Below are 25,707 nucleotides of genomic sequence, written 5' to 3'. Positions count from 1 at the left end.
ATGGCGTCGCGCCGTGGGTTTCTGACAGGGCTGGTTTGTCTTTCCGTGGCCCCATCCGTAGCGGCGGCGGAGGACGAGGTAATCCAGTTGGATTGGCCCGATTTGCTGCCAAAAGATGCACCGCCTTCCCCCCCTGTCTTCGGGGGGCTGATCGATCACGATCAACCCGCCATGAGCGTTCAGCAACCCCCATCCAGCGGGTTGAGGGCTGACTGGAATGGCAAGATCGTACGCTTGCCGGGCTTTGTAGTTCCGCTGGACCACAAGGGATCAGGGGTTGTTGCCTTTCTGCTGGTGCCGTTCGTGGGGGCCTGTGTGCATGTGCCGCCACCCCCGGCCAATCAGCTGGTTCTGGTTACCAGCGCCGTTCCATATGAGGCAAAGGGCATGTTCGACCCGGTCTTTGTGACAGGTATGTTCGGGGCCGCGTCAACGAATACACAGCTGGCACAGGTCGGCTACGCCCTGTCTGCGGACAAGATTGAACCGTATCACGAATAGAGAATTTGCGCGGTTGCGCGCTGCCTTGCGGTGCAACGCAGGGTGGTCAAGCTGCGCCTTGCGTGGCACAACCGATGGCGAAACGGTCTGAACCAAACCTACGGAACGCCCCTTGCCGACTGATCCCAACACGCCGGTTGTCCTTGTTCTCATGGCGACGTTAAACGGGGCGGACTGGATCGGCGCGCAAATCAGATCGATCCTTGCGTCCCAAGGGGTCTCGGTTCGGATCGTGATATCCGATGACGGATCCCGTGACGACACTCTGGAACGCGCGCAAGAGGCCGGGGCAGGGGCCGTGAGCGTGCTACCATCGCCCGGCGGTCTTGGGGCCGCCCAGAACTTCCTCCACCTGATCCGACACGCCGATCTGTCCGGCGCCGACTATGTTGCCTTGTCCGATCAGGACGATATCTGGAAACCGGAAAAACTGGCGCGGGCCATATCCAAATTGGGGGCCGCCGATGCCTATTCCTGCGATGTTACTGCGGTCTGGCCAGATGGCCGCGAGAAATACATCCGCAAGAGTTATCCGCAAAAGCGGTACGATCACCTGTTTGAATATGGCAGCGCGGGCAGCACATTCGTCTTTCCGATAAAGTCAGCGCTCCGGTTGCGTGCGCTGCTTGACGACATGGCCCCGCGCGACTTGGCCCGTGTCGATTCCCACGATTGGTTGCTCTATGCCGCGCTGCGCCAGGATGGGCTACGCTGGGTCATCGATCCGTGGTCCGGGGTTCAGTATCGCCAACATGGCAGCAACCATAGGGGGGCCTGGGATGGGGTGGCGGCGCTGCGCGAGCGGGTTGAGCGCGCAAGAAACGGCTGGTTTCGTTGCCAGGTCCTGTCGATTGCAAGCCTGACCCACGCGGATTGCCCTGTGGTGGACTATATGCGCACGCCGAAATTATCAAAGATCGGCGTACCCATGCGATATTTTCTGGCCTGCCGAAGACGGCCTCGCGATGGGTGGGTGCTTTTGCTGCTCTTACTTCTGGCGGGGATGTTTCCGCGCATGGCAACGCGCACCTACGTGCAAAACGAAACGCCCGCCAAAGGCGGGCGCGCATAGAGCCAGTCTGGAGAAGGGGATCAGCCGTTCCAGCTGCGCACGGCGCCACAATCCATGTGGACAAAGTTGGACCCGCGATAGGTGCCCACGCCGCCAGCATGACAGGCTTTGGCCGCCTTTGACATCTGGTGGATCGACCGGGAATTAAGCCGCAGGTCAGCCGCTTGCCCCTGCAAGTGCAGCGAATTCTTGGCAACTCCGCGCGAGCGCGAGCGTAGCATCGCATTGGTCTTGGGCGAACGATAACCGGACAGCAACAAATACGGCTCATCGGTGTCCATCATTGCGTGGCTTGCGGCCATGATGTCGATCGTGCGCGCATCCATCGACTTGGTATCGCCGGTGCGCCAGTCACGCATGAAATAGTTTACCTCGCGCAGCGCATCCTTGATGTATTTGCCTTCGACCCAATAGATCGTGTCGATACTTTCACCGGTTCGTCCGGAATACATCTTGATGCGGCGCACATCGCCCCCGCCACGGAGAAAACCGGCGGCATTTGCAAATGTCGGAGCTGCGGAAACGGCGGTCGCTGCGAATGCTGCAAGAACGCCCCGGCGTGTCATGGAGAAACTGTTGTGATCTGTCATGTTTCTACTGAAAGTGTCCCGTTGTTGCCTGCCTTGGAACCGCTTGAACGCGGTTTCGTGGTCACCTCATCCCCTAGGTGCGAATAATCTATTGCATATGAGTGGTTTTGGTCCAAGCCCTGCCTCCACGCTCCGTGATCAATCACATCTATTTGAGCGATTTATTGCTTATTTTTGGTTATGGTCGGGTAAACGATGGCAGAAAAATGGCGAAAAAGGTGCCGATTTGCAGCTGCCGCCCTGCGATATGTGGGAAATACGTTGCAGAAGAGAAAGAAATGTGGCGGGGGCCCTGTCGTCGCTGCATCGTTTTAGTAGGACAATTTCAACGAACACGGTCTACATCAATAAAAAGGCCAACAGACGCACGAGGTTTTCATGTTTCGCAATAAGCTGTTTTCGATCATCACGATGGTCGCGCTGATCGCCGGTGTCTTTGCGGCGCCGGGTGCGCAGGCGCAGACCCAGGTGACGGCATTCATGCAGTCCGTGGCGGCCGCTGCTGCGTCGGATCGGGATGTCGCCGCCTTTTATAAGGCCAACGGATACAAGCCGATCTGGACCGGATCTGGTGGCCGCGACAGGGCGCGGCGACAGGCCCTTTTGCGTGAAATCGCGAAGGCTGACGATTTTGGCCTGCCTGGGCAGTCATACGAAACCGACCTTCTGAAGGCCAATATGCGCGCCGTGTCGTCCGAGCGTGACTTGGCCCTCATCGAGGTTGAACTGTCCAAGTTGTTCCTGCGCTATGCGCGCGACATGCAAACCGGGGTGCTGGTTCCTTCGCGTATCGATAGTGGACTGGTGCGCAAGGTTCCTTATCGCGACCGGGCGCAGTTGCTTGCCAATTTCGCGAAATCTTCGCCGGCCAGCTATTTGAAATCGTTGCATCCGCAAGCGCCTGAATTCCGGCGCTTGCTGAAAGGCAAGATGGATCTTGAAAAGACATTGGCCCGCGGTGGCTGGGGCCCCAAGGTTCCGAGCAAGAAACTGGAACTGGGTCAATCTGGCCCGGCTGTTGTCGCGTTGCGCAATCGCTTGATGGCGATGGGCTACATGCGCCGCTCGGTGACACAAACGTATGACGCGGATATTCAGAAGGCAGTGCAGCAGTTTCAACTGAACCACGGCCTGAACCCCGATGGTATCGCCGGACCGGGCACGCTACGCGAAATTAATGTTGACCCGGCCAAGCGGCTGGCTGGCGTTCTCGTCGCCCTTGAACGCGAACGGTGGATGAACATGCCGCTTGGCGAGCGACATGTGCGGGTGAATCTGGCCGATTTTTCCGCCAAGATCATCGACAATGATAAAGTGACGTTTGAGACCCGTGCCGTCGTCGGGGCCACCGACAGCGATCGTCGAAGCCCCGAGTTTTCGGATGAAATGGAGCACATGGTCATTAATCCGACGTGGAATGTGCCCCGCTCGATTGCCGTCAAGGAATACCTTCCGTTGATGCAAAAGAACCCCTACGCGGCCGGGCATCTGCGGGTTATTGACCGTCGCGGCCGGTCCGTGTCACGCGATGCAGTTGATTTCACCCAGTTCACAACGGCCAACTTTCCCTTTGATCTCAAGCAGCCACCATCGGATGGCAACGCATTAGGTTTGGTCAAGTTCATGTTCCCGAACCGCTACAACATCTATTTGCATGACACCCCTTCCAAATCGTTGTTCGGACGCGAAACACGGGCATTCAGTCATGGCTGTATCCGGCTTCAGCAGCCGTTTGAATTCGCATACGAACTGCTGTCGAAACAGACCCGGGATCCCAAGGGCGTGTTCCATACGCATCTGAACTCGGGTCGTGAATCTGTCGTTGAACTGGACGAATATGTGCCCGTGCACATCGACTACCGCACTGCGATCGGACTGCCGAAAGGTGGGCTGGAATACCGCCGCGATATCTATGGACGCGACGCCAAGATTTTCGCCGCATTGCAAAAAGCCGGGGTGGTACTGCGCGCCGTGGACAGCTAACACGTGGGATGCCGGGGTCTGTCCCGGCAGAACGGTCGGGACGCTGACATGAGTTACACCATCGCTGACATTGCCCGGGCGCTCGGGGCCGAGATTGCCGGGGACACGTCGCTTCGTATCGATGCGGCGCGCGAGCCTGCGGATGCCGGCCCGGATGACCTGGCGCTCGCGATGGATCCGAAGTACGCCGAAAAATTAGGGCAGGGGCGGGCGCGATGTGCATTGCTCTGGCCCGGCGCCGACTGGCAGTCGATGGGGCTGGAGGCAGCGGTTTTTGTCGGGCGGCCACGGATGGCCATGGCCGGGGTAACGGCTCTGCTGGACCCCGGTCCGGTGATCGAAAAAGGGATCCATCCCACGGCGGTGGTCGATCCAAGCGCGCGGATCGGGGCGAACGCCGCAATTGGCCCATTGTGCGTGATCGAAGCGGACGTGATCATCGGGAACAACGCGCGTATCGGCCCCGGGTGTCACCTGGCCAGGGGCGGATGTTTCGGGGATGATCTGTTGCTCTATGGCCGTGCGCATTTCGGCGCAAACGTGCAGGTCGGTCATCGGTTTGTTGGTCAGGTTGGCTGTGTCATCGGATCAGATGGCTTGGCATTCACGACGGCAGAAAAGAACGCCGTGGAAAAAGCCCGAGAGAGCCTCGGCCAAGCTGAAGTTGGCGATGACGCTGGACAAAGCTGGGTGCGCCTTCATTCGCTGGGCCGTGTCGAAATCGGGGACGATGTTGAAATCGGGGCCAATTCCTGTGTGGATCGGGGCACAATCCGCGCCACGCGGATCGGGTCGGGTACCAAGGTTGATAATCTGGTACATATCGCCCACAACGTCGAAATAGGACGCGATTGCCTGTTCGCGGCTCAGGTTGGAATTGCCGGATCAACGCGGATCGGCAATCATGTGGTTTTTGGTGGTCAGGTTGGGGTCGGTGACAACATCACCGTGGGCGACGGGGTCGTTGCGGGCGGGGCAACCAAGATCCTGAGCAAGGTGCCAGCGGGCCGTACGATTTTGGGGTATCCGGCGGTTCGAATGGATCAGCATCTTGCCATGTACAAAGCTCTCCGCCGGCTTCCGCGCGTACTGGGTGATTTGGCTGCGCGGGAAAAACATGTTTCAAACGGTGACGATAAGGACTAAATCACCGCTCAAAACGGGCAAAGGGTTGGGGCCATGGTGCAAAGCGTGAAAGATCAAGTCATCGCAATTCTGGCGGAACAGGCCGTGCTCGACCCGTCGGATGTCACCGTGGATCAGACGCTGGAAGACATTGGTATCGACAGCATGGGTGTTGTCGAAAGCATTTTCGCGATCGAAGAGACATTCGATATTTCCGTTCCGTTCAACGCCAACGAACCCGAGGCCGGAGAATTCGACATCTCATCGGTCGGGTCGATCGTGGCGGCGGTGGAAAAAATGGTGGCAGACCAGTCCTCATGAAACGTGTCGTGATCACCGGCGCCGGTACGGTCAACGCGCTTGGGCTTGACGTCACATCGACGCTTGAGGCGATGCGTGAGGGACGGTGCGGTATCGGTCCGTTGGAATTTCGCGATGTAGACCGATTGGCCATCAAAATTGGCGGTCAGATCAAGAACTGGGATGCCGAGCACCGGTTCAATCGCCAGCAGATGGCGCTCTATGATCGGTTTACCCAGTTTACGCTGGTCGCTGCGAAACAGGCGATCACGCAATCGGGTCTGGAATTTGTGGGCGAACTCGCGGTGCGCTCAGGTGTTGTTTTGGGGACATCGGGCGGCGGGCTGACGACGCAAGACGAAAATTATCGGATGGTGTACGAAGAGGGTAAAAACCGGGTTCACCCGTTCGTCGTGCCCAAGTTAATGAACAACGCTGCGTGCAGCCACGTGTCGATGGAATGGAACCTCAAGGGGCCGTCCTTCACAGTCGCGACGGCCTGTGCGTCTTCGAACCATGCGATGGGGCAAGCTTTCAACATGATCCGCTCGGGCATGGCCACGACGATGGTGACGGGCGGGTCGGAATCGATGCTGTGCTTTGGCGGGGTCAAAGCGTGGGAAGGGCTGCGCGTGATGTCCAAGGATGCCTGCCGCCCATTCAGCATGAACCGCAGCGGGATGGTTCAGGGCGAAGGCGCAGCGGTGTTTGTATTCGAAGACTACGATCATGCAAAGAAACGTGGCGCCGAAATCCTGGCCGAGGTTGTGGGTTTCGCGATGACGTCGGACGCATCCGATATCGTGATGCCGTCCAAGCAAGGCGCAGCCCGGGCCATTTCCGGCGCCCTGATGGACGGTCGGCTGAGCGCCGATGACGTCGGTTACATCAACGCGCATGGCACCGGGACGGCCGCAAACGACAAGACCGAATGCGCGGCGGTTGCCGATGCACTGGGCGCACATGCGGACAAGGTCATGATATCGTCCACCAAATCGATGCACGGTCACTTGATCGGCGGAACAGGCGCCGTTGAACTGCTGGCATGCATCATGGCGGTGCGCGACGGGATCATCGCCCCGACCATCAACTACGAAGAACCCGATCCGGAATGCGCCCTGGATGTCGTTCCCAATGAAGCGCGGGAGGCTGGCGTGGACGTGGTTCTTTCAAATGCCTTTGCATTTGGCGGATTGAACGCGGTTCTTGCGTTGCGCAAAGCGGCCTAGTGCACACAAAACGCGCCCGGTGAAGGGCGCGTTCAACTTGATTGGTGTATGTCGACTATTCGGCCGCGTTAGCCTTGCCAACCGCTTCATATCCAGCCGTAAACCCGGTGAGCGAAATTTTCAGCTGCACTTTCTGATCTGGCGCCGCGACGGGAACGATCGCCAAAGTCGCGGCTTTCCCACGTTTGAAGGCAGAAATATCTTCGGCCGTCAGCCCGACACGGGCAAAACACCCGATCTGCGTGCAAAAGCTGAACGGATAACGCTTGGCCTTGCCGCTATCGACCTGCAGAACCACTTGTTCGGTCAGCATGGTTTCCAGCGGTGTGATGATGGTCGCACCGGCGACAGCCTGACCGCTGGCAGGTAGCGGAAACAGCGAAATCTCGGCAACATCGTTGCCTGCGTCATTCTTGAGCAATTGGTAAAGGTTGCAGGGATCTTTCTGACCCTCGGGCGCGTGCACACAGTTCACTGTCCAGTCGCCGTGTTCTTCGACGATATAAGACTGGCCCACCTGCGACTCATCGGTCACTTCTTCGCCAAGGGCCAAGCCATCGGCTATTGCGCCTTCGCTCTGTTCTTCAGCGGGTTGCGCGCCGGGGACGTCCGTCTCCTGAGCGGTCGCAGCAGTGGCCAACAGCGCGATCATGGAGGCCGCGGTGATCCGAGAAATAAACGTGTGCATGGTCGTCCTGCAAATTGGCTTCTTTGATTGCGCCGGGTCTATCATGCGCCCTTCAAGGTGTCAGGTCGAAAATAGGTGATGAGCGTGTGATTGCCCGTGTTCAAACGCGCTGGCGTCCAGAAACCCGGATTGGTCGAAACTGAAAAAGGGTCCCGGCGTACGGAACCCTTTTCCAATTTTTCCCTGTCGGACCGGCCGACTTATTAGCTATGACGCTATGTCGCGATTCGGATTACGTCAACGCAAAATCGTGCGTTTTTGCCGGCGATTGACCAGCCCAAGCGGGGATGAAAAAAACCGCGCCCGAACTTTGGGCGCGGCCAGTCTAACAGGGAGGAAGTCAATGACCGGATCGAAGAGGACATGATCCGGACATGCCAACACTGGCATGGGAACATTAATTAAGTATTGTTGCCGGGATTCTATTTGATGAGCGGTTGCAGGAGAACGCGCAGTGACGGACAGCATTTTTGTAGGCGGCGGCGGCGAAGGCTACGCGCAGGCGCAAGAGCTCTTGTTGAAATACGGAAACCGCCACGGCCTGATTGCAGGCGCAACCGGCACCGGCAAAACCGTAACGCTGCAAATCCTGGCCGAAGGATTTTCAAATATGGGCGTGCCGGTGTTCCTGTCGGACGTCAAAGGCGATCTGTCGGGCCTTGCCAAATCGGGAAGCGAGGGATTCAAGCTGCATGATGCTTTCATGAAGCGCGCTGCGCAGATCAATTTCGATGACTACACTTATCAGGATTTCCCTGTCACCTTTTGGGATTTGTTCGGTGATCAGGGCCATCCGATCCGCACCACGGTCGCAGAAATGGGGCCGCTGTTGTTGTCACGGCTGATGGGGTTGACCGAGGCGCAAGAAGGCGTTCTGAACATCGCATTCCGTATTTCCGATGACGAAGGCTTGCCGCTGTTGGATCTCAAGGATCTGCGGTCACTCTTGGTGCATATCGGCGAAAATGACAAGGCGATCAGCCTGCAGTATGGGAACGTATCAAAACGCTCGATCGGAGCGATCCAACGCCAGTTGCTTGTTCTGGAAAACCAGGGTGGCGATGCCTTTTTCGGCGAGCCGGCATTAGAGCTCGCCGACATCATAGCCACTGACGCCGATGGGCGCGGACGGGTTTCAATATTGGCGGCCGACAAACTGATGGGATCCCCGCGCCTTTATGCGACGTTCCTGTTGTGGTTGTTGTCTGAACTGTTCGAAGAGTTGCCCGAAATTGGCAATCCAGACAAACCCAAGCTGGTGTTCTTTTTCGATGAAGCGCATTTGCTCTTTGACGATGCCCCCAAAGCCTTGGTCGACAAGGTCGAACAGGTTGCGCGGTTGATCCGGTCCAAGGGCGTCGGCGTGTATTTCGTGACGCAAAACCCAGACGATGTGCCCGAAGATATCTTGTCGCAACTGGGCAACCGGGTGCAGCATGGCTTGCGCGCCTTTACCGCGCGTGACCAGAAGGCGTTGCGCCTGGCTGCTGAAACATACCGCGCCAATCCGCGCTTTTCCGTGGAAGAGGCGATCAAAGATGTCGGCACAGGCGAGGCGGTGACATCTTTCCTGATCGACAAAGGCGCGCCCGGAATCGCCGAGCGGACATTGATCCGCCCGCCGTCGTCGCAACTGGGCCCGATCAGCACGCTTGAACGCAAGGGCGTGATTGCCATGAGTGCGGTCGCAGGCAAATACGAAGAGCGGCTTGATCGCGAAAGTGCGTTCGAACGCTTGCAAGCGCGTGCGGATGCAGCGGCCAAGGCGGCCGAGGACATCGAAGCGGCCGAAGCGCAAAAGGCCGAGCAAGAACGAGAGTTTGAACGGGCCAAGCGGTATGAAAAAACCACCCGCAAACGCGCCAGTGCAGAGACGTCGGTAGGCGCCGAAATCGCAAAGGTCGTGATCAAGGAACTCAAAGGCACCACGGGCCGACGGATTGTGCGCGGAATCCTTGGGGGGCTGTTCAAAGCGCGGTGACGCTCGCCACGTTGTCAGGCGGCACCGTACGCCAAACATTCGCTAGCGTATGTCGGACGCTGACCTTTTCTGGTGCCATGTCGCCCATACGCCAATCCACAAACCGGATTGTTTATCAGTGGGCCATACGCGCAGCGGGGCGGGATCTGTACAGGATTGCTTTTTGCAGCGCGTCAGAGCGCTCGGATCTTGAGGCGGGTCAGTCGATTGTCTTTGCGTGCGAGCACTTCAAAGCGATACCCGTGAAAAGAGAAAACCTGCCCCTGTTCCGGGATGGTCTGGGCTTCGTGGATGACCAGACCGGCGACGGTGTTGGCGTCATCGTCGGGTAGGGACCAGTCATTGGCACGGTTCAAATCGCGAATTGTCATTGCCCCGTCGACCAGAAAATCGCCGTTGGCGGACTGTTTTACGGGGTGCTCTTCGTCAACATCGAATTCATCCGTGATCTCGCCCACAATTTCTTCAAGGATGTCTTCCAGCGTGATCAACCCCTGCAAGGCCCCGTATTCATCGACCACCAGCGCAAAATGGGTCGCGCGGCGCAGAAATTCACGCATCTGATCGTCCAGCGTGGTTGTTTCGGGGATGAAATAGGGCTTCATCGCCACGCTGAGCACATCGAACCCGGTGAATATGTCATCTGATTGAATGTCGCGCGCCGCATACATTGCGCGCAGCAGATCCTTGGCATGGATTACCCCGACGATGTTTTCCTGGTCGCCGCGAAACAGTGGCAGCCGCGTGTGCGGCGATTTCAGGCAGAGTTCCAGGATTTCGCGCGCCGGTAGGGTGGCGTCGATCATTTCGATTTTCGAGCGGTGCAGCATGATTTCTTCGACGGTGCGATCGCCAAGGTCCAGCGCGCCAAGCAGCCGGTCGCGGTCTTCTTTTTCCACCGCACCTTCGGAATGGCCAAGCGAAATGGCCCCCACGATTTCATCGCGCAGCGCAAGGATTTGGCTGTCAGGGTCGGTCTGAACCCCAAAAAGGCGCAAGATGCCGCGCACCAGAACACGCACCGCACTGACAACCGGGGCAAAGACCCGGACGATCATCGCAATAGGGCCCGCCACGCGCGCGGCGGCGGTTTCCGGGTTGGTGATGGCGTAGGTCTTGGGCAGAACCTCGGCAAATATCAAGACCAGCAACGTCATGATCAGCGTTGCCAAAGCCACGCCGCCGTCCCCGAACAACCGTGTGAACAACGCGGTTGCCAGTGATGTCGCCAGGATATTGACCAGGTTGTTGCCCAGAAGAACCGACCCGATCAGCCGTTCATTGTCTTCGGTGATCTGCAGCGCCTGTTCGGCCCCACGTGACCCTTTGTCGGCGTCGGCATGCAGCTTGCCGCGTGATGCGGCGGTCAGGGCGGTTTCCGAACCTGAAAAGAAGGCCGACGCCAGCAAGAGCACCAGGATCGCAGCCGAAGTTAGCCAAAAGGCGCCGTCGATTAGGGAAAGTGTCTCTGTCATGGCTCGCGCAGGGTTCCGTTATGTTTGTTATGGGCCGCGCCGTGGTCCCGGGCAAGGGGGTGGTGCGTTTCGACAAGGTCGCGCAGACGTTCGTCCAGCACGTGGGTATAGATTTCCGTGGTCGACAGGTCGGCATGGCCCAGCAGTGTCTGGATCGCGCGCAGATCGGCTCCGTGTGCCAGCAGGTGCGTCGCAAACGCATGGCGCAGCGTATGGGGCGATACCGTTTCAGGCGGCACGCCCGCCGCGACGGCCATGTCCTTGATCAGTTTGAAAAACGAAACGCGGGTCAGATGCCCCGACTTGCCGCGTGAGGGAAAGAGAAACGCCGAAGGTTTGGCACCTTTTTCCTTCGCCGCGATTTGTTCCGCTTCGTCGCGCAGTGCCAGCCATTTGGACAGGGCCGCGCGCGATGGTTCGGACAGCGGCACCAAGCGTTCCTTGCCGCCTTTGCCGCGCACCAACAGCATCTGCGGATCCCCCCGGGCGGCAGACACCGGCAAAGAGACCAATTCGCTGACACGCATCCCGGTCGCATAGAGCAATTCCATCAGGCAGGTGTTGCGGGCCCGGCTGTTCGCGTCGCGCCCCATCGTTCGCGCGGCATCCAGCAGCCAGTCGACCTCGGTCTCGCTCAGGGATTTTGGAAGCGCCTTGGTGCGCCCCGGCCCGGCGACCCGAATGGCCGGGTTGTCTTGCCGCCAGCCTTCGTCGAACGCAAAACGAAAGAGCTGTTTGACGGCCGACAACCGGCGCGCGCGGGTCGATTGGGCCAGCCCTTCGGCCTCGCATGCGACCATGAAGGCTTCGACATCTGCCTGGGTTGTGTGGGCAAAGTTGCGCCCCTGCAGAAAGCTATCAAACGCAATCAGATCCCGCCCATAGGCAAGCTGCGTGTTCTGTGCGGCACCAAGTTCGGCGGCATGGGCGGCCAGAAAGGCCGAAATCCACCGCGAGTTCGGGATGTCTGTCATCCGCGCCGTTCCAGCAGCATGAGTTGCAAGGCGACCTTGCGGCTGGTGTCTTCCAGCCCGGCGTTGCGCAAAAAGGCGATGCCGGCCACAAGATCGTCCAGATTGCCCTGGGCGCCGTTGCCGATCAATTCGACTGCGGTCAGAATCGCTTCACCAAGACGATTTTCGCCGGCCATATCTGCCAGGTCGTCAGGCATGTCGTCTGCGACGAACCCTTCGACAATGGCGCGGGCGAATGCGCTGACCGGTTTGGCTGGCGGGGCTTGTCCGCGCGCGATTGCACCCAGCAATGGGTGCACATCGGGATCGGTCGCGATGGATTCGTAGTCTGGTGACAACAGCCCGATCCGCAGTGCCAAATCGCGCGCATCCCCGTCCAGCGGCAGCGCGGCGAGCTCGGCGCCATGCAACTGCGCGACGGCGATTTCCAGTTCCGCTTCTTCCATAAGCGCCCAGAAAGTCGGCAGCACCTTGGCCACGGCTGCCGGATTGTTCCGCTCCAGTCCTGACAGCAACTGCTGGTAAGCCTCGACCCGGTTCCAAGGCGCGCCGGATGCGGCTGGGCGGTGTTCGGTATAGATCGTTTGCAGGTCATCGGGGGCGATCGATCCGACACGGGCCAGACGTTCGGCGGCCTTGATGCGGGGTTTCCAGCCGATGTTGTCGCGCAAGTCTGCTTGCGCGAATGCCAGTGGCAATGATCCGGTCGCCAACGGTTCGCCAATGGCTTCGTAAAGGCGAAACGTCAGGGGCGTGACATTGGTTGCCGGCAGCAGTGTCGGCGCATCATCGCCAAGTTCCACATGCAAGAAACGCGCCAGCAACTCATCTTCGGTGTCCAACAACATCCCAAGCGCTTCGGCCGTTTCCAGCGTCAAGGCCGCCGCGTCCCAGTCACCCGAACGCGCAAGGCAGAATATTCGCGCCGGGAAGGTCGGGGAAAGATCGGGCGTCACCCGCAGTTTTGCGCATGCATCATTGCCCGACCCCAGCAATAGACGCAGATCGAACCAGCGGCGAAACACGTCCGCCCGCGGGGTTCCTGCGCGATTGATCAAGGCTTCGGCTTCGAACAACGCACCCTGATCCATCAGCGTGTCGAGCCGGGCCAGAAACAGCGCGGCATCCGGGCTGGTATCCACAGGGGGATCTAGTTCGGCCAACAAGATGGTGCGCACCAGATCGCGCAGCGCCGGCAACATCGTGCCCAGATCCAGCCGCGACAGCTGCGCGGCGATGGACGTTGCAGGGGACTGCCCCCAAAGATCTGCAGGCAGGCCGGACTGCTCTGGCGACAGCAGCCCCACCGCGTCGGGGCTGGGGGCATCCAGCGGCAGCACGGTGACATTGGGTGGCAGAGCAGTGCCCGCCACATCCGGCGCAAGCGAATCGTTTTCCAATGGCAGAGCAACCGGTCTGGCGACGCTATTTGACAGCCAGTCGATCACCGACAGCGGACGGCCTGCGTCCTGTGCCATCGCGCCAGACGCGGACAGCCCGCACATCAGGGCCAGACCCGCGGATAGAGATCTAATCCACATCGAGCGTGACAGGTGCGCTCACATCGGCGCTATCGGGGGATAAATCGCCCAGATAGGCGTAGCCCACCAGCCCGATGAACCCCAGGACAAACAAAATAACCAGTACCTTGAGCAATCTGAGCATGGAACCCGCCCTTGAATTTCGTGCCTCGGTGTCGTCTATGCCGCATCTACGGCGGCTTACTGAATTATATATGGCATTTTTGCGCTGATCACGCCATTGAGAAAGCCGGAATTTTTTTGGGCGGGGTTTTGCCAAGTGGCCTGGCGGCTGACAAAAACGATTGTACTGGTTGGAATGATGGGGTCGGGGAAATCGGCGGTCGGGGCGGCGTTGGCCCGTCTCGTTGATGCTCCGTTTCTCGACTCTGACGCGGAAATTGAAAAAGCGGCCAACATGACGATCGCGGAAGTGTTCGAACGCGACGGCGAGCCGTTTTTCCGCGAAAAGGAAAGTCAGGTCATCGCGCGGCTGTTGAAGACGCAGCGCTGTATCCTGTCCACTGGTGGCGGCGCGTTTCTGGCGCAAGAGAACCAAGACCGGATTGCGGCCGACGGGCTTTCGGTGTGGCTGCGCACCGATCTCGATTTGTTGTGGTCGCGGGTCCGCCACAAGAATACTCGCCCGTTGTTGCGGACCGCAAATCCACGCGAGACTCTGAAAGAACTTTGCGCGCTGCGCGAGCCGGAATATGCCAAGGCGCAACTGGTCGTGGATGCAGAACCGGGTCTGGAAATCGAAGACATGGCGAAAAAGGTACTGCGGGCGATCGTCGAAGATGGCACCGCGGTCGAGGAGGTCCAATGAACACCCCGCAAATCGTGCACGTCGATCTGGGTGCGCGCGCCTATGATGTCGTGATCGGCGAAGGTTTGATCGCGGGGGCCGCAGATCAGATTGCGCCGCTGCTGGCGCGCAACAAGGTCGCGATCCTGACGGACGAAAACGTCGCCGCCCGACATTTAGAGCCATTGGTCCAAGCCTTGCAGGGTGCCGGGATCGCCAGCAGCCATCTGGCCCTGCCACCCGGCGAAGGGACCAAGGCCTGGCCCCAGTTCGAACGGGCCGTTGAATGGCTGCTGGCGGAAAAGGTCGAACGGCGCGATGTGGTCATTGCCTTGGGCGGCGGGGTGATCGGCGATCTTGCCGGGTTCGCTGCAGCGGTGCTGAGGCGCGGCGTGCGGTTCGTGCAGATCCCCACAACATTACTGGCCCAGGTCGACAGTTCCGTCGGCGGCAAGACAGGGATCAACGCGCCGCAGGGCAAGAACCTGATCGGCGCATTTCACCAACCCAGCCGGGTCCTGGCTGATATTTCGGCGCTTGGCACATTGAGCGCGCGCGATTTTCTGGCCGGCTACGGCGAAGTGGTGAAATACGGGCTGCTCGGGGATGCGGCGTTTTTCGACTGGCTGGAACAGAACGCCCCGGCGATGGCGGCGGGCGACGTGGCCGCGCGCATTCACGCGGTGCGCCGCTCGGTCGAAATGAAGGCCGAGATTGTGGTGCGCGACGAAACCGAGCAGGGCGATCGCGCGCTGCTCAACCTTGGGCATACATTTTGTCACGCGCTAGAAGCTGCGACGGGGTTTGGTGACCGGTTGCTCCACGGCGAAGGGGTCGCCATCGGCTGCGCGCTGGCCTTTGAAACCTCGGCCCGTCTGGGCCTGTGCAGTCAAGAAGATCCCAGTCGCGTCCGTGCGCACCTGCGCGAGATGGGCATGAAGGTCGATCTGGCGGACATACCAGGGGACCTGCCGGATGCCGACGGGTTGCTGGAACTGATGGCCCAGGACAAGAAGGTTTTGGACGGGCAGTTGCGGTTCATCCTTGCGCGCGGAATCGGCCAGGCTTTCGTCACCTCGGACGTCTCGCGCGATGTGGTCAGGGGCGTATTGCAAGACGCGCTGGCCGCGCGCTGATCACCAGAACACCGGGTCGGCTAGGGCCGCGGCGCAGCTTGACGAGCCCGCCAGTGGTCTGAGCGGCGCATCGTTCAGCGATTGGCCCAACCAGCCGTGTGGCTGGCTCAGCGGGTAGGGCGGCGCGGCGATGGCGGCAGAAATCGGCCCAAAGCCGACTTTTTTGTAAAATGCCGGATCGCCATAGGTGATGGCCGCATCCGCGCCGCGCGCACGTAGGTCGTTCAATGCCTGCGCCAACATGGCTTGGCCGACTCCCGTTCCCTGATGATCCGGGTGCACCGCCACGGGCGACAAAAGCCACACCACACGGGGGTCTTGTGCAAACCGCAGCCGGGTCAAAAGGCACCCGCCCATGATTGCGTTCGCGCTGGTTGCGGCAACGGCAATCATGTCGGTTTCCGGTGTACTGGCGAGCAACCGGCTTGCAAGATCACGGATCACTTGGCCCTCTTGCGGGCCCTCGGACGCGGTGAATGCCGCATCGAACACGTCGCAGAAGGGCGTTTTGCGGCCCTGAATGTTGGTTTCGATCCGCACTGGCCTACCCCCTCAAACGGCAAAGGGCCGCCTTGCGGCGACCCCCTTTGGGTTCATGCCATTGATCAAACGATCAAAACGGGATTTCGTCGTCCATGTCTGACCGGCCACCGCCGCCACCGCTACCTTTTGACGGGCCGCTGTCGAAGCCGCCACCCGATCCGCCCTGATCGTAGCCGCCACCATAATCGCCGCCGCCGCCCGAATACCCAGTCCCGCTGCCGCTTTCGCTGCGGCTGTCGAGCAGCGTCAACTCCCCGCGATAAGGGCGCAGCACAACTTCGGTGGAATACCGATCATTGCCTGACTGATCCTGCCATTTGCGGGTTTCCAGTTGGCCTTCGATATAAACCTTGGACCCCTTGCGCAGATATTGCTCGGCGATCCGGGCCAGCGGTTCGGAAAAAATCGCGACCGAATGCCATTCGGTTTTTTCGCGACGCTCGCCGGTGTTGCGGTCCTTCCAGTTTTCCGACGTTGCGATGCGCAGATTGCACACCTTGCCGCCATTCTGGAAAGTTCGTACCTCGGGGTCGCGACCCAGATTGCCCACCAGGATCACCTTGTTTACCGAACCGGCCATATCGCTCCTCCAGAATCTCAACTGCAACGTCGGCGAAACTTACATCAGGTTGCAAGGCCAAGGGAAAGGGCAAAATCGTTTCGACACGCCGGGACTTGGCCCCACAGCCCAAAATGGTTAAGGTCCGCCCGAGACGTTTGAGGGATACAGACAACAATGATCCGCAGACCCGCCCTTTTGGCTTTGCTATGCCTGAGCCTGACTGCGCCGCAGGTGATGGCCGAGACGCTGTTTTCATCGAAATCCCGGTCTACGCTTTTCAATTCGCAACTGGATGTGATCGACCGGCGCGCCGCCGTGCAGTATTCCAGTTCGTCACGCCTGCAACCCAAACCCAACATTGCCGACTATGGCGTCAGCCCAAGCTACAGCGGCAAATATCGTGGCGAATTCCTGCCCTTGGCCCGCGCTGCGGCCGAGCGGAACGGGGTGCCGTCGGACCTGTTCGCGCGCCTGATCCAGCAGGAAAGCAACTGGAACCCGCGGGCGCGGTCCCACAAGGGGGCCATCGGTCTGGCGCAACTGATGCCGGGAACGGCCGCCAAACTGCGCGTGAACCCGCATGATCCCATACAAAACCTTGAAGGCGGCGCGCGCTATCTGCGCATGATGTACGACAAGTTTGGCAGCTGGCGCCTTGCGCTGGCAGCCTATAATGCGGGCCCCGGTGCGGTTGAACGATATTCCGGCGTGCCGCCTTATCGCGAAACCCGCAATTACGTGCGCAAAATCTGGGGCAGTTGATCCCGCGCGCGGTGAACCGATGGAACTTATCGGCGCCGCATTCGTTCTCCTTCCAATCACCGGATGAAAGATGCATCCGCGAATGAAGGGAGTAACATCATGAGAAATATCGTAAAAATTGCTACCGCAACCGCCTTTTCCGTGGCCTTAGCCATACCGGTTGCGGCCCAAGAACTTGTCATTTCTGAAATTGCTGTGGACGCAGATTTCCAGGCAGCAAACGCCAATGCTTTGGACTTCTACCCCGAGCTTTCGGCCGATCTGCAGGCCAAGCTGATTGAAGTGTTGGCGCCGCAACTGGGTGAAAGCCCCTTCCGCGTCCAGGTCAATATCCATGAGGTCAGTCTGGACGGCGACACGTTTTTGCCGGACGACGGTGAATTCAATACCCTGGATGGCACGATCAACGTGTTTCAGCGCGGCGAAGTCACCCCGGACGAAAAATTCCTGGTCGAGCTGAGCGCCTACACCGGCGATGGCGTTGCACCTGAGGGGGCTTTTGTCCTACCACCGGATCGCGAGGACTTCTATCAAGCGCTGATCGATGCCTTTGCGCTGAATGCCAAGGCGAAACTGATGGACGTCGATACCACTGGTGAAACCATCGATAGCGAACGCTGATCCGGATTGGTTGATCCGGGGTGCCGGATCACTTTGCAGCGCTCAGGATTACCCAATGGGCCTTCGCGGTAACGCGGGGGCCTTATTGTTTCGTGCGGAAATCTGATGGGGTTACGCCGGTGGTCTTGTGAAAGGCGCGTGTGAAGTAGGCGGCTGATGTAAAGCCAAGCTCTTGTGCGATGTCCTTCACCGGTTTTTCGGTTTCGGCCAACAGCCGGCGCGCCTCGTAGTGGATGCGGTCCGATAGCAAGGCCGATGCCGGGCGCCCACAGGCGATATTGCACGCACGGCTAAGGTGGGTCGGCGTGACCCCCAGGGCGGCTGCATAATCGGCAACGGATTTTCCGGTCATAAATTCTTCTTCGACCAAGGCGGTGAAAGCCGCAGCCAAACGGCGCGAGGCGTCTGGGTGCGGGTCATAATCGGGCATCATGGCCATTTGCCGTTCAAGCCACACCGACAATAGCCCCGCATGCAGCATCAGCGCCCGTTCGCGGCCGGGCAAATCGGCCGAAATCTCGCGCCCCAACCCGTCAATCAATGCGGTCAATTCGCCCTGCTGGGCGGCATCGCGAAACCGAAGGTGCAACGCCTCTTCCGGCCACATCAGAGAGGGATCGTCCTTGAGATGCAGGATCTGTCCAAAGCTCTGACCGATCGTGTCGAACCCGTGCATCGTGCCGGCGGGCAGGAATATCATGTTGTGAGCGCCATAGCCGCGCGTGACGCCGGAAATCGTGAACCGGCCTTGGCCGCGGGTGAACCACACCAGAACGGGTTGGCGGTAAGATCGCATGGCTTCTGTGCGCCATTTCCCCCCCTGAACAAAGCGGGTCAGCGGGGTGATGCGAAAGTCGGACTGCGCCTGAGGGACGTCCATGATCATGATACTCTGCCTATGTTCGTTTTGTGCAAGTCTAGGCAGGACGCACGGTTTTTCCTAGAAAATTTGGCAACAATTTCATGGCACAAGCCGATTGTTGCCCGTCTGCAATCAGTCGCCGTCAGGGTAACAATATCTTGTGCCAGTCCCGCATTCTGCCCCGAAACCAGGTACGTTGACGTTTGGCAAATTGGCGGGTTGCGGCCTGCGCACGGCTGCGCGCGGTGTCCAAATCAATCTCGCCCCGCAGAAAACTGACCAATTCGGGCGCACCGATAGCTTTTGAAGACAGTCTTGCCGCGTCCCAGTCGGGCAGGTTTGCGCGCGCCTCGTCCAGTGCTCCTTCGTCCAGCATCTGGTCGAACCGCCGGTCGATCCGTTCGGCCAGCCAATCCCGGTCCGCGTCCAGAAGAATGGGAAAACACGCGTTCAGGGGCAGATCCGGGGCAGGGGTGTCGGTCTGCCACGCGGCCAGACCCCGCCCGGTGGTTTGCAAAACCTCCCAGGCGCGCTGCACCCGCATCGGGTTCAGCGGATCTACCTTGTTTGCGGTCTGTGTATCCAGTTCGGCCAGAAGGGCTGCATGACCCTCGGTGCGTACACGCGCGTCGGCCTCGGCCCGGATTCGGGGCGGCGTCGGCGGGATGTCGACCAGGCCTTCGGTCAGGGCCGTGAAATAGAGCCCCGTCCCCCCCACAATAATCGGGCGGCCCGTTCCAAGTAGCGCGCGGGTATCGCGCAGCCAATGTCCAACGGAATATTCAGTTCCGCCCGGCACATGACCATAGAGTTCATGGCGCGCGCGGGTTTCGTCGTCTGGGGTCGGCCGGGCGGTCAGGATGCGCCAGTTGTCATAGACCTGCAGCGCGTCGGCATTCACGATCACACCGCCCTGGGATTCGGCGATCCGAAGCGCCAGCGCCGACTTCCCACTGGCCGTGGGGCCGGCGATCAGCACCGGCAATTCGGCAGAAATCCGTTCAATTACACTGTCCACAGCTCTACCCGCCGTCATTTGGTTTTCGCGCATTGAACCTGCGCCGGTTTTCGATCATTTTGCCCGCACCATACCCGAACATCGGAGCGAAGATATGACCGAGCAGCCCGCAGGCCAACCCTCGACGAAATACAAGCGCGTGTTGCTCAAAATTTCGGGGGAAGCGTTGATGGGAGACCAGGGGTACGGTCTGCATCCGCCCACGGTCGAACGCATCGCCCGCGAGGTCAAGACAGTCCATGATATGGGCGTCGAAATTTGCATGGTCATCGGCGGCGGCAACATCTTTCGCGGGCTGCAGGGCAGCGCGCAAGGGGTAGAGCGCACGACGGCCGATTATATGGGCATGTTGGCCACGGTTATGAACGCGCTGGCGATGCAGGGCGCCCTGGAAACCATCGGCATCCACACCCGCGTGATCAGCGCCATCACCATGAACGAGGTGGCCGAACCCTATATCCGCCGCCGGGCTGTCCGCCACCTGGAGAAAAAACGCGTCTGCATTTTCGCCGCCGGCACCGGGAACCCCTATTTCACCACCGATACCGCCGCCACGCTGCGCGCCAATGAAATGTCCTGCGAGGCGATATTCAAGGGCACCAAGGTCGATGGGGTCTATGACAAAGACCCTGCCAAACATGATGACGCGGTGCGCTATGATCGTATCACCTATGATGATGTGCTGGCGAAACACCTTGGGGTCATGGACGCATCGGCCATTGCGCTGGCGCGCGACAACGACCTGCCGATCATCGTCTTTTCGCTGGACGAACCGGGCGGTTTCAAGACGATCCTGGCCGGGCAGGGCACCTACACAATTGTGTCCTGAGGCGGCGAAATGGCGCTTTTGCGGCCCCAAACCGTGAAACGACGGCTATACATCGGGCATTTTTGGCACTAGGAACATGTCGCAACGAACAACTGTCGAGCGACCAAGAGCATGTCTGAAGAATTCCTACTCGATGTCGATGATCTGACCCGCCGTATGGACGGGGCCATCGCGAACCTGCGCACTGAATTTGCATCGCTGCGGACGGGCCGCGCGTCGTCTTCGATGCTCGAACCGGTGATGGTCGATGCATATGGTGCGCCCACGCCAATCAATCAGGTCGGCACCGTCAACGTCCCTGAACCGCGCATGGTGACCGTGAACGTCTGGGACAAAGGGCTTGTGGGCAAGGTTGAAAAAGCGATCCGTGAAAGCGGGTTGGGAATCAACCCGCAAACGAACGGCACCATCATCATGCTGCCGATCCCCGAGCTGAATGAAGAACGTCGCCGCGAGTTGACCAAAGTCGCCGCGCAATATGCTGAACACGCACGTGTGTCGGTGCGCAACGTGCGCCGTGACGGGATGGACCAGATCAAGAAGGGCAAGGACAACATGTCCGAGGACGACCAGAAGATCTGGGAAGGCGAAGTGCAAGATCTGACTGACAAGTACATCGCCATCGTCGATTCCATGCTTGAAACAAAGCAGGAAGAGATCATGCAGGTTTGACAGGCCGGCTGTATCGGTAATTGTTGCGGGAAGGTTCATGAAGGACACGCCAATCACGGGCCCAGAGCATGTCGCTATCATCATGGATGGCAACGGGCGGTGGGCGACAGCACGCGGACGACCGCGGCTGTTCGGTCACCAGGCGGGGGCCAAGCGCGTGCGCCAGATTGCCGAGGTTTGCCCGAAGCTGGGCGTCAAATATCTGACGGTCTTCGCCTTTTCGACCGAAAACTGGAAACGCACCCAAGACGAAGTCGCGGGGCTGATGTCGCTGTTCAAGCGCTACATCCAGTCGGAAACGCGGGAACTGATTGCCCGCGGCGCGCGCGTGCGGTTCATCGGTGATCGTGTTCGTCTGGATCCAGGGCTGGTCGAATTGATGGGCCAACTGGAACGGTTGACCGAAGGAAATGACGGGCTGCACCTGACCGTGGCTTTGAACTATGGCGGCCGGGATGAGCTTGTGCGCGCTTCCAAGCGCCTGGCCCGCGACGTGGCAGCGGGGCGTCTGGACGTCGATACGGTGGATGAAGAAACGCAGGCAAGTTATTTGGATACCGGCGATTTACCAGATCCGGATCTGGTGATCCGCACCAGTGGCGAAGCGCGAATTTCGAACTTTCTGTTGTGGCAATCCGCGTACTCAGAATATGAATTCGTGGATACGCTTTGGCCCGATTTCACGCCCGAGATTTTCGCCGGGATCGTGCGCAACTTTGCCGCCCGCGAGCGCCGGTTCGGGGCCGTGAAAGCTTGAGCCGTATTCGCCAGACATGGTCGGACCTTGGGCCGCGTGTGATCACCGCGGGCGTTTTGCTCGGGGTCGGGATCTTGGCGGTCTGGGCGGGGTCGGCGGTGTTTTCTGCACTGGTGGTCGTGGTCGCCGCGATCATGATCGGTGAATTGACGGTGATGCTGCGGCGCGGGTTTGAACGAAAGCGTGATTGGGCGCTTGGCGGGTTCTATTTCCTTGTCATTATTTGCGGCGCGCTTGGGCTCATGGCGCTGGCAGACGAAGGCCGGGTGCAACTGCTGTTCTACATCGGGATTGTCGTGGTGACCGACACCATGGGTTACTTTGTCGGGCGCGCAGTTGGGGGGCCGAAATTCTGGCCCGCGATCAGCCCGAAGAAAACCTGGTCTGGCGTGATCGGCGGATGGGCCGGTTCCGCTGTTCTTGCGGTCCTGTGCCAGCCGATCTTGCCGCTGGCCCCGGAAAACGTGGGTATCTTTGTGCTTTTGGCGGTGGCGGTCAGCTTTGCCTCGCAGTTGTCAGACATCATCGAAAGTGCGCTCAAACGGCGGGCCGGGGTCAAGGACAGCTCGCACCTGCTGCCGGGGCACGGCGGCTTTATGGATCGGTTCGATGCACTGGTGGGCGTCGGGGCGCTATACTATGTTGTGTCGCTCTTGGATGCGTTGGTCTGAACGATGGTTCGCCGCGTCAGCATTTTTGGGGCCACGGGTTCGATCGGGCAATCAACCATCGACCTGATCCGGCGAAATCGCGACGCATATCAGATTGTTGCCCTGACCGGCGGGCAAAACATCGACCGGCTGGCGCGCGATGCCATCGACTTGAACGCACAGGCAGCGGTCACTTCTGACCCTGCGCGGCTGGAAGATCTGCGCGCGGCCGTGTCGGGCCATCAGATTGACGTGTCAGCCGGGGCCGACGCCCTCATCACAGCGGCGCAGCGCCCTGCCGATTGGGTCATGTCGGCCATTGTTGGGGCGGCGGGTCTGGCACCGGGGATTGAGGCGCTTAAGCACGGCACGACTTTGGCTTTGGCAAACAAGGAATCCTTGGTGACCGCCGGACCCCTTTTGATGGCCGAGGCCCGGGCCCACGGGGCGCGAATCCTGCCCGTCGACAGTGAACATTCGGCGGTGTTTCAGGCGCTGGTCGGCGAAGATATCGCTGCCGTGGAAAAGGTGATCATCACCGCGTCGGGCGGCGCGTTTCGCGACTGGTCGTTGGACAGGATCGCCACGGCGACGCCCGAACAAGCCGCCACTCATCCGAATTGGGACATGGGTCAGCGCATTACGATCGATAGCGCGTCCATGTTCAACAAAGCGCTTGAGCTGATTGAAACAAAAGAGTTTTTCGGTATTGATCCCGCTCAGATCGATGTTCTGGTCCATCCGCAAAGTCTGGTTCATGCGCTGGTCGGGTTCCGCGACGGGGCGGTGATGGCCCATCTGGGCGCCCCCGACATGCGTCACGCCATCGGCTATGCGCTGCACTGGCCAGACCGGCGCGACTTGCCGGTGGAACGGATCGATCTGGCCCGGATCGGGCAACTGCAATTCGCCGCGCCGGACGATACACGTTTCCCCGCCTTGCGTCTTGCGCGCGATGTCATGGACACCGGTGGGCTGAGCGGCGCGATTTTCAACGCGGCCAAGGAAGCTGCGCTGGACGATTTCATCGCGCGAAGGATTGCGTTCTTGGATATGGCGCGCGTGGTTGAACAGGTCCTCACGGACTTGTCAGGCGACAGGCGCCTTATAAATGCCGCGTTCACTCTTGATAACGTGGCCAATGCAGACCAGATTGCGCGTGTCAAAGCCCATGAAGTGGCCGCACGTCTGAACGGATGAGGTAAGAGCATGGATCTGGGCGGACTGCTCCCGCAATTCGGCAACCTGTTGTATACGCTTGTGGCGTTTATCGTGGCGCTGTCGGTCATCGTGACCGTGCATGAGCTGGGCCATTATCTAGTCGGGCGCTGGTCGGGCATTAAATCTGACGTGTTTTCACTGGGCTTCGGGCCGGTACTGTTCAAGCGCAATGACAAGCACGGAACGCAGTGGCAGATTGCTGCCCTGCCGTTCGGGGGCTACGTCAAGTTCAAAGGCGACGGCGATGCGTCATCGGTTACGGTCGATGACAGCCTGCGCAACCTGTCCCCTGAAGAGCGCCGCCAGACCATGCACGGCGCACCGCTTTGGGCGCGCGCAGCCACTGCGGCCGCGGGGCCGGTGTTTAATTTCATCATGTCGGCCATCGTCTTTTCCCTGTTCCTTTTCGTGCAGGGCACCGCGTCAGATCCGCTGACAGTGGATGAATTGCAGGCGATGCCGGGCGTTCAGGAATTGCAGCCCGGGGATGAAATTCTTGCAATCGCCGGCGCGCAAACCCCAAAACTCGAAGAATTTGCCAACTACGTCGACAGTTTGCCTGACGAAAGCCCGTTGCCGTATACCGTACTGCGCGACGGCGCGGAAAAAACCGTCATGGCGCCCCATCCCATGCCCGCCATCGCCCGCGCGATTTCGCCCGACAGTGCTGCTATCGATGCCCGCATGCGCGAGGGCGACGTGATCACCGCGATCAACGGGCAGCCAGTGGGCACTTTTAACCAGCTGCGGGCCCGCGTGGCCGAAAGCGAGGGCGCGCCACTGGATCTGACAGTCTGGCGCAATGGCGATGAGCTGTCGCTGACCCTGACGCCCCGTCGCCGCGACCTGCCGCTGCCCGAAGGCGGGTTCGAAACCCGCTGGTTGATCGGCATTTCTGGCGGGTTCTTCTTTGATCCACAAACCGAAACGCCAGGATTGGTCCAGACAATTTCTTACGGTGTGGCGCAAACCGGACAGATCATCACCTCGTCGCTGTCGGGGCTCTATCACATGATCATCGGCTCGATCTCTACGTGCAATCTGCGCGGTCCCATCGGTATCGCCGAGACTTCGGGCGCCATGGCCAGTCAGGGGATCGGCAGCTTTATCTGGTTCATTGCGGTGCTGTCCACGGCGGTTGGTCTGCTCAACCTGTTTCCAATCCCGGTATTGGATGGCGGCCACCTGGTGTTTTATGCCTACGAGGCCGTGTTCCGCCGCCAACCGTCCGAGAAAGCCTACCGTATCCTGATGACCATGGGTCTGGCGCTGATCCTGTCGCTGATGGTGTTGGGTGTCACCAATGACCTGTTCTGCGAATGACGGTCTACGAAAAAGTCCTGGAATAGTCTGAGACGCGGGCGCGCGGCCAAATTCCTGACATAATTCTTCCCGATACTCATCAGGCAGAAGGGAACAGGATTCTCCTGACGGAAAATGTAGACTGAGGTGGACGCAGTATGGTTACGATTCTCAAGAATTACCGCAGCTTGTCGTTGCTGGCCGAACTTAACTGGGATCGTCTTCTCTATGGGCTGACGATCATCTTCGCACTGACGGCTGGTTCCTTTGTTGGAACGCTGTTCCGCTGACCCACATCTTTCCCGCGTTTTCATATTGTTGAGCAGGAATGCGCGCGCGCCCAATGGGCGCGTTTTGCTTTTCCCGGGCACGGGTCGGCCGTGTTCAAGTTCCGGGGCTTCGAAAAAGCGCCGATGGATTGGTTTGGGCTTTTGACAAGCGTAGGGGTTCAAGGTTATTCAGACCACAAAATGTGGGACATGAAGGGTGGACAGAATGCGGCGCGAAAACAACCCCCGGTCAGGAA

At 59.6% G+C, this 25,707-nt stretch carries 28 protein-coding genes; 18 read left to right on the top strand and 10 right to left on the bottom strand.

Features of this window, described 5'->3' with window-relative positions:
• Both ACP2AV_RS07265 and ACP2AV_RS07260 read left to right on the top strand, forming a co-directional pair.
• On the top strand, positions 1-501 hold the full coding sequence (locus tag ACP2AV_RS07265; protein ID WP_426372034.1) for a DUF3299 domain-containing protein: 501 nt from the start codon (positions 1-3) through the stop codon (positions 499-501).
• Positions 502-652: 151 nt separating this feature from the next.
• A complete protein-coding gene (locus tag ACP2AV_RS07260; RefSeq protein WP_426372033.1) occupies positions 653-1,573 on the top strand; it encodes a glycosyltransferase in 921 nt (306 codons plus the stop codon).
• A gap of 20 nt (positions 1,574-1,593) precedes the next feature.
• Here ACP2AV_RS07260 and ACP2AV_RS07255 read toward each other — a convergent pair whose 3' ends face one another.
• On the bottom strand, positions 1,594-2,163 hold the full coding sequence (locus tag ACP2AV_RS07255; RefSeq protein ID WP_426372032.1) for a YcbK family protein: 570 nt from the start codon (positions 2,161-2,163) through the stop codon (positions 1,594-1,596).
• 378 nt (positions 2,164-2,541) lie between these two features.
• On the opposite strand from ACP2AV_RS07255, the gene ACP2AV_RS07250 reads away from it, so the two are divergent.
• From ACP2AV_RS07250 to ACP2AV_RS07235, 4 genes are read left to right on the top strand one after another with little or no spacing between them, the layout of a single operon-like run.
• A complete protein-coding gene (locus ACP2AV_RS07250) occupies positions 2,542-4,146 on the top strand; it encodes a L,D-transpeptidase family protein (protein WP_426372031.1) in 1,605 nt (534 codons plus the stop codon).
• A 48-nt stretch (positions 4,147-4,194) separates the two neighbouring features.
• Positions 4,195-5,292: a UDP-3-O-(3-hydroxymyristoyl)glucosamine N-acyltransferase gene (locus ACP2AV_RS07245; protein ID WP_426372030.1), complete on the top strand. Its 1,098-nt coding sequence runs from the start codon at positions 4,195-4,197 to the stop codon at positions 5,290-5,292.
• A 33-nt stretch (positions 5,293-5,325) separates the two neighbouring features.
• The gene (locus ACP2AV_RS07240) at positions 5,326-5,592 is read left to right on the top strand and encodes an acyl carrier protein (RefSeq protein ID WP_426372029.1); all 267 of its coding nucleotides are present in this window, start codon (positions 5,326-5,328) and stop codon (positions 5,590-5,592) included.
• On the top strand, positions 5,589-6,800 hold the full coding sequence (locus ACP2AV_RS07235; protein WP_426372028.1) for a beta-ketoacyl-[acyl-carrier-protein] synthase family protein: 1,212 nt from the start codon (positions 5,589-5,591) through the stop codon (positions 6,798-6,800). The genes ACP2AV_RS07240 and ACP2AV_RS07235 overlap by 4 nt, the downstream gene beginning before the upstream one ends.
• 55 nt (positions 6,801-6,855) lie before the next feature.
• Here ACP2AV_RS07235 and ACP2AV_RS07230 read toward each other — a convergent pair whose 3' ends face one another.
• On the bottom strand, positions 6,856-7,488 hold the full coding sequence (locus tag ACP2AV_RS07230; protein ID WP_426372027.1) for an invasion associated locus B family protein: 633 nt from the start codon (positions 7,486-7,488) through the stop codon (positions 6,856-6,858).
• 454 nt (positions 7,489-7,942) lie between these two features.
• Between ACP2AV_RS07230 and ACP2AV_RS07225 the strand changes: the two genes are divergently transcribed.
• The gene (locus ACP2AV_RS07225) at positions 7,943-9,469 is read left to right on the top strand and encodes a helicase HerA-like domain-containing protein (RefSeq protein ID WP_426372026.1); all 1,527 of its coding nucleotides are present in this window, start codon (positions 7,943-7,945) and stop codon (positions 9,467-9,469) included.
• A gap of 173 nt (positions 9,470-9,642) precedes the next feature.
• Here the strand turns inward: ACP2AV_RS07225 and ACP2AV_RS07220 are convergent, their stop codons facing one another.
• The 4 genes from ACP2AV_RS07220 to ACP2AV_RS07205 are packed head-to-tail and all read right to left on the bottom strand — an operon-like array spanning position 9,643 to position 13,583.
• Positions 9,643-10,944: an HlyC/CorC family transporter gene (locus tag ACP2AV_RS07220; protein ID WP_426372025.1), complete on the bottom strand. Its 1,302-nt coding sequence runs from the start codon at positions 10,942-10,944 to the stop codon at positions 9,643-9,645.
• Positions 10,941-11,918 carry a tyrosine recombinase gene (locus ACP2AV_RS07215; RefSeq protein ID WP_426372024.1) on the bottom strand — a complete coding sequence of 326 codons (978 nt, stop codon included), beginning with the start codon at positions 11,916-11,918 and terminating at the stop codon, positions 10,941-10,943. Before ACP2AV_RS07215 ends, ACP2AV_RS07220 begins: the two co-directional genes overlap by 4 nt.
• Complete coding sequence (locus ACP2AV_RS07210; RefSeq protein WP_426372023.1) at positions 11,915-13,396, bottom strand: hypothetical protein; 1,482 nt, start codon at positions 13,394-13,396, stop codon at positions 11,915-11,917. Before ACP2AV_RS07210 ends, ACP2AV_RS07215 begins: the two co-directional genes overlap by 4 nt.
• A gap of 52 nt (positions 13,397-13,448) precedes the next feature.
• Positions 13,449-13,583, bottom strand: coding sequence for a hypothetical protein (locus ACP2AV_RS07205; protein ID WP_426372022.1), 135 nt, complete (start codon positions 13,581-13,583; stop codon positions 13,449-13,451).
• 135 nt (positions 13,584-13,718) lie between these two features.
• On the opposite strand from ACP2AV_RS07205, the gene ACP2AV_RS07200 reads away from it, so the two are divergent.
• Positions 13,719-14,267 carry a shikimate kinase gene (locus ACP2AV_RS07200; RefSeq protein ID WP_426372021.1) on the top strand — a complete coding sequence of 183 codons (549 nt, stop codon included), beginning with the start codon at positions 13,719-13,721 and terminating at the stop codon, positions 14,265-14,267.
• Positions 14,264-15,382 (top strand): 3-dehydroquinate synthase, encoded by a 1,119-nt coding sequence (gene aroB / locus ACP2AV_RS07195; RefSeq protein ID WP_426372020.1) that lies wholly within the window; start codon positions 14,264-14,266, stop codon positions 15,380-15,382. Before ACP2AV_RS07200 ends, aroB begins: the two co-directional genes overlap by 4 nt.
• Here the strand turns inward: aroB and ACP2AV_RS07190 are convergent, their stop codons facing one another.
• Entirely contained in the window at positions 15,383-15,922 is a 540-nt protein-coding gene (locus ACP2AV_RS07190; protein WP_426372019.1) for a GNAT family N-acetyltransferase, read from the bottom strand.
• A 73-nt stretch (positions 15,923-15,995) separates the two neighbouring features.
• The gene (gene ssb, locus ACP2AV_RS07185; protein ID WP_426372018.1) at positions 15,996-16,505 is read right to left on the bottom strand and encodes a single-stranded DNA-binding protein; all 510 of its coding nucleotides are present in this window, start codon (positions 16,503-16,505) and stop codon (positions 15,996-15,998) included.
• A gap of 156 nt (positions 16,506-16,661) precedes the next feature.
• Here ssb and ACP2AV_RS07180 point away from each other — a divergent pair, with 156 nt between their 5' ends.
• Together ACP2AV_RS07180 and ACP2AV_RS07175 are read left to right on the top strand one after the other, a co-directional pair.
• On the top strand, positions 16,662-17,249 hold the full coding sequence (locus tag ACP2AV_RS07180) for a lytic transglycosylase domain-containing protein (protein WP_426372017.1): 588 nt from the start codon (positions 16,662-16,664) through the stop codon (positions 17,247-17,249).
• A 99-nt stretch (positions 17,250-17,348) separates the two neighbouring features.
• On the top strand, positions 17,349-17,870 hold the full coding sequence (locus ACP2AV_RS07175) for a hypothetical protein (protein WP_426372016.1): 522 nt from the start codon (positions 17,349-17,351) through the stop codon (positions 17,868-17,870).
• A gap of 82 nt (positions 17,871-17,952) precedes the next feature.
• Here the strand turns inward: ACP2AV_RS07175 and ACP2AV_RS07170 are convergent, their stop codons facing one another.
• On the bottom strand, positions 17,953-18,750 hold the full coding sequence (locus ACP2AV_RS07170) for an AraC family transcriptional regulator (RefSeq protein WP_426372015.1): 798 nt from the start codon (positions 18,748-18,750) through the stop codon (positions 17,953-17,955).
• 124 nt (positions 18,751-18,874) lie between these two features.
• Positions 18,875-19,768: a tRNA (adenosine(37)-N6)-dimethylallyltransferase MiaA gene (miaA, locus tag ACP2AV_RS07165; RefSeq protein ID WP_426372014.1), complete on the bottom strand. Its 894-nt coding sequence runs from the start codon at positions 19,766-19,768 to the stop codon at positions 18,875-18,877.
• A 76-nt stretch (positions 19,769-19,844) separates the two neighbouring features.
• Here miaA and pyrH point away from each other — a divergent pair, with 76 nt between their 5' ends.
• From pyrH to ACP2AV_RS07130, 7 genes are all read left to right on the top strand, one after another.
• On the top strand, positions 19,845-20,579 hold the full coding sequence (gene pyrH, locus ACP2AV_RS07160) for a UMP kinase (RefSeq protein ID WP_426372013.1): 735 nt from the start codon (positions 19,845-19,847) through the stop codon (positions 20,577-20,579).
• Between the two features lie 111 nt (positions 20,580-20,690).
• The gene (frr, locus tag ACP2AV_RS07155; RefSeq protein WP_426372012.1) at positions 20,691-21,251 is read left to right on the top strand and encodes a ribosome recycling factor; all 561 of its coding nucleotides are present in this window, start codon (positions 20,691-20,693) and stop codon (positions 21,249-21,251) included.
• A 37-nt stretch (positions 21,252-21,288) separates the two neighbouring features.
• Positions 21,289-22,008: a polyprenyl diphosphate synthase gene (gene uppS, locus ACP2AV_RS07150; RefSeq protein WP_426372011.1), complete on the top strand. Its 720-nt coding sequence runs from the start codon at positions 21,289-21,291 to the stop codon at positions 22,006-22,008.
• Positions 22,005-22,679 (top strand): phosphatidate cytidylyltransferase, encoded by a 675-nt coding sequence (locus tag ACP2AV_RS07145; protein WP_426372010.1) that lies wholly within the window; start codon positions 22,005-22,007, stop codon positions 22,677-22,679. The genes uppS and ACP2AV_RS07145 overlap by 4 nt, the downstream gene beginning before the upstream one ends.
• 3 nt (positions 22,680-22,682) lie before the next feature.
• Positions 22,683-23,858: a 1-deoxy-D-xylulose-5-phosphate reductoisomerase gene (dxr, locus tag ACP2AV_RS07140; protein ID WP_426372009.1), complete on the top strand. Its 1,176-nt coding sequence runs from the start codon at positions 22,683-22,685 to the stop codon at positions 23,856-23,858.
• 9 nt (positions 23,859-23,867) lie between these two features.
• Positions 23,868-25,202, top strand: a complete 1,335-nt coding sequence (gene rseP, locus ACP2AV_RS07135; RefSeq protein WP_426372008.1) for an RIP metalloprotease RseP — start codon at positions 23,868-23,870, stop codon at positions 25,200-25,202.
• A 137-nt stretch (positions 25,203-25,339) separates the two neighbouring features.
• A complete protein-coding gene (locus ACP2AV_RS07130; RefSeq protein ID WP_426372007.1) occupies positions 25,340-25,471 on the top strand; it encodes a hypothetical protein in 132 nt (43 codons plus the stop codon).
• The last annotated feature ends 236 nt before the right edge of the window (positions 25,472-25,707 follow it).

The organism is Aliiroseovarius sp. PTFE2010 (genome assembly GCF_049943335.1).
Lineage (GTDB): Bacteria > Pseudomonadota > Alphaproteobacteria > Rhodobacterales > Rhodobacteraceae > JBNFVY01.
Note: the sequence above shows the minus strand (reverse complement) of the source record. Positions and strands in the feature narration are given on the sequence as shown.

Excerpts from the sequence above, each read along its gene's own strand:
- ACP2AV_RS07265 (WP_426372034.1), top strand. The coding sequence starts at position 1 with ATGGCGTCGCGCCGTGGGTTTCTGACAGGGCTGGTTTGTCTTTCCGTG.
- ACP2AV_RS07260 (WP_426372033.1), top strand. The coding sequence starts at position 653 with ATGGCGACGTTAAACGGGGCGGACTGGATCGGCGCGCAAATCAGATCG.
- ACP2AV_RS07255 (WP_426372032.1), bottom strand. The coding sequence starts at position 2,163 with ATGACAGATCACAACAGTTTCTCCATGACACGCCGGGGCGTTCTTGCA.
- ACP2AV_RS07250 (WP_426372031.1), top strand. The coding sequence starts at position 2,542 with ATGTTTCGCAATAAGCTGTTTTCGATCATCACGATGGTCGCGCTGATC.
- ACP2AV_RS07245 (WP_426372030.1), top strand. The coding sequence starts at position 4,195 with ATGAGTTACACCATCGCTGACATTGCCCGGGCGCTCGGGGCCGAGATT.
- ACP2AV_RS07240 (WP_426372029.1), top strand. The coding sequence starts at position 5,326 with ATGGTGCAAAGCGTGAAAGATCAAGTCATCGCAATTCTGGCGGAACAG.
- ACP2AV_RS07235 (WP_426372028.1), top strand. The coding sequence starts at position 5,589 with ATGAAACGTGTCGTGATCACCGGCGCCGGTACGGTCAACGCGCTTGGG.
- ACP2AV_RS07230 (WP_426372027.1), bottom strand. The coding sequence starts at position 7,488 with ATGCACACGTTTATTTCTCGGATCACCGCGGCCTCCATGATCGCGCTG.
- ACP2AV_RS07220 (WP_426372025.1), bottom strand. The coding sequence starts at position 10,944 with ATGACAGAGACACTTTCCCTAATCGACGGCGCCTTTTGGCTAACTTCG.
- ACP2AV_RS07215 (WP_426372024.1), bottom strand. The coding sequence starts at position 11,918 with ATGACAGACATCCCGAACTCGCGGTGGATTTCGGCCTTTCTGGCCGCC.
- ACP2AV_RS07210 (WP_426372023.1), bottom strand. The coding sequence starts at position 13,396 with ATGGCACAGGACGCAGGCCGTCCGCTGTCGGTGATCGACTGGCTGTCA.
- ACP2AV_RS07205 (WP_426372022.1), bottom strand. The coding sequence starts at position 13,583 with ATGCTCAGATTGCTCAAGGTACTGGTTATTTTGTTTGTCCTGGGGTTC.
- aroB (WP_426372020.1), top strand. The coding sequence starts at position 14,264 with ATGAACACCCCGCAAATCGTGCACGTCGATCTGGGTGCGCGCGCCTAT.
- ssb (WP_426372018.1), bottom strand. The coding sequence starts at position 16,505 with ATGGCCGGTTCGGTAAACAAGGTGATCCTGGTGGGCAATCTGGGTCGC.
- ACP2AV_RS07180 (WP_426372017.1), top strand. The coding sequence starts at position 16,662 with ATGATCCGCAGACCCGCCCTTTTGGCTTTGCTATGCCTGAGCCTGACT.
- ACP2AV_RS07175 (WP_426372016.1), top strand. The coding sequence starts at position 17,349 with ATGAGAAATATCGTAAAAATTGCTACCGCAACCGCCTTTTCCGTGGCC.
- ACP2AV_RS07170 (WP_426372015.1), bottom strand. The coding sequence starts at position 18,750 with ATGGACGTCCCTCAGGCGCAGTCCGACTTTCGCATCACCCCGCTGACC.
- miaA (WP_426372014.1), bottom strand. The coding sequence starts at position 19,768 with ATGACGGCGGGTAGAGCTGTGGACAGTGTAATTGAACGGATTTCTGCC.
- pyrH (WP_426372013.1), top strand. The coding sequence starts at position 19,845 with ATGACCGAGCAGCCCGCAGGCCAACCCTCGACGAAATACAAGCGCGTG.
- frr (WP_426372012.1), top strand. The coding sequence starts at position 20,691 with ATGTCTGAAGAATTCCTACTCGATGTCGATGATCTGACCCGCCGTATG.
- uppS (WP_426372011.1), top strand. The coding sequence starts at position 21,289 with ATGAAGGACACGCCAATCACGGGCCCAGAGCATGTCGCTATCATCATG.
- dxr (WP_426372009.1), top strand. The coding sequence starts at position 22,683 with ATGGTTCGCCGCGTCAGCATTTTTGGGGCCACGGGTTCGATCGGGCAA.
- rseP (WP_426372008.1), top strand. The coding sequence starts at position 23,868 with ATGGATCTGGGCGGACTGCTCCCGCAATTCGGCAACCTGTTGTATACG.
- ACP2AV_RS07130 (WP_426372007.1), top strand. The coding sequence starts at position 25,340 with ATGGTTACGATTCTCAAGAATTACCGCAGCTTGTCGTTGCTGGCCGAA.